2 protein-coding genes are annotated in these 1,873 nt (G+C 74.6%); both read right to left on the reverse strand.

The genetic code is table 11. From position 1 onward, the window contains the following. Positions 1-452 (reverse strand): lysophospholipid acyltransferase family protein (locus ACXJKL_RS20240; protein WP_457208790.1); only part of this gene is annotated, 452 nt, incomplete at its 3' end. Between the two features lie 70 nt (positions 453-522). Then, positions 523-1,782 (reverse strand): geranylgeranyl reductase family protein, encoded by a 1,260-nt coding sequence (locus ACXJKL_RS20245; protein WP_457208791.1) that lies wholly within the window; start codon positions 1,780-1,782, stop codon positions 523-525. Positions 1,783-1,873: the final 91 nt, after the last annotated feature.

Here is a 1,873-nt window from a genome sequence, read left to right on the forward strand (position 1 = left end):
CCCCACAGCGCCACGGGCACCACCGGGACGCCGGTCTCGCGGGCCAGCCCAGCGACCCCCCGCATCAGCGAGCGCACGGTGTAGGAGTGGGAGACGCCCGCCTCGGGGAAGGCGCAGACGGCCTCCCCGGCGCGCAGCAGGCTCCGCGCGCGGAGGTAGGCCGCCGCGGGGGCCTCCCGGTCGACCGGGACGTGCTGCATGCGGTCCATCGCGGTCCGCACCCCCGGCACCCGCCACACGTCGTGGCGGCACAGGAACCGCAGGTAGCGCTGCCGCGCGATCGCGGCCTGCTCCAGGAAGAGGAAGTCCGGGTAGCTCACGTGGGTGGCCGCCAGCAGGACGGGCCCGCTGGTCGGCAGGTGCTCCGCGCCGGTCCAGCGGGTGTCCACCCGCAGCAGCCGCAGAGCCGCGCGCCCCAGGGCGTTGGTCGTCCGGTAGCAGGCCTCGCTCATGCGCTCTCTTCGGATCTGGCCCCCGCCGCGGATCGTGTCAGCGGGAGGGTATCCGCGCGGGCGTGCTCGCTCAGGCGAAGGGTGGCCGCGCGTCGCGGGCGATCGAGCGGCGACCTGCCCAGCGCCACACCCGGGCGGCCCGGTCGCGGTCTTCGTCGTCGACGAGGTTGCCCATCCAGCGCAGGGCCAGGGTCATCAGCCAGTCCGAGCGCATCCCGGCCGGGCCGAGCGCGGCGACGACCCGGGGCACGGTGGCCACCCCGGCGAGCCGACGGGCGATGGAGAAGGACTCGCCGTAGTGCTCGCGCAGCACGGCCGGCCACACGGTGCCGAGGTGCTCCCCGTCGGCCATCGCCTCGGCCACGAACCGGCCGGTCTCGAGGCCGTAGTCGATGCCCTCCCCGTTGAGCGGGTTGACGCAGCCGGCGGCGTCGCCGACCAGCGCCCAGTTCTCGCCGGCGACGTGGGAGACCGCCCCGCCCATCGGCAGCAGCGCCGACGTCGGCATGCGCAGCTCCCCGGACAGCCGGAACTCGTCGCGTCGCTGGTCGGCGTAGTAGGACATGAGCGGCTTGACCGCGATCTTGGCCGGACGCCTGGACGTCGCCAGGGTGCCCACGCCGATGTTCACCTCCCCCTCACCGGTCGAGCCCTGCCCGAGCGGGAAGATCCAGCCGTAGCCGCTGAGGATCTCGCCGTCCTCGCCGCGCAGCTCCAGGTGCGAGCTGATCCACGGGTCGTCGGACATCTCCGAGGCGATGTAGGCCCGGCCGGCGACGCCGTACACCGTGTCGCGGTGCCACTCGCGGCCCAGCAGCTTGCCGAGCGGGGAGCGCACGCCGTCGGCCACCACGAGCCGCTGGCAGGCCATCTCGAAGGTGTCCTCGCCAMGCCGGAACACGACGGCCGCGACCCGCGACCCCTCCATGCGTACGTCGACCGCGCGGACGCCGTCGAGGGCCAGCGCACCGCTCTTGATGGCCACGTCGCGCAGGTGGTCGTCGAGCTCGGTGCGGGCCACCGCGGACCCCCACGACGGGAGGCTGCTGCCGGGGACGGACGGCCACGGGAGCAGCAGCGTCTGGCCGAAGCCGTGGGCGCGCAGCCCGTGGTTGACCGTGTGGGCGCGCAACCAGTCCTCCAGGCCCAGCCGCTGCATCTCGCCGATGGCGCGTGGGGTGAGCCCGTCGCCGCACGTCTTGTCGCGCGGGAAGACCTGCGCATCCACCAGCACCGTGTCGAGCCCGGCCCGGGCGCTCCAGGCGGCGGCCGCGGATCCCGCGGGTCCGGCGCCGACCACGAGGACGTCGGTGGCAGTGGGGGTGGTCACGCCGCGATTCTCCCCCGTCGCCCCAACCGGCGCGAAAACGGCGCCGCGTGGGTCCTGCAATCACCGGAGCCGAGGTCGGGCTCCGGGAAAT

It is taken from the genome of Nocardioides sp. P5_C9_2 (assembly GCF_054049555.1).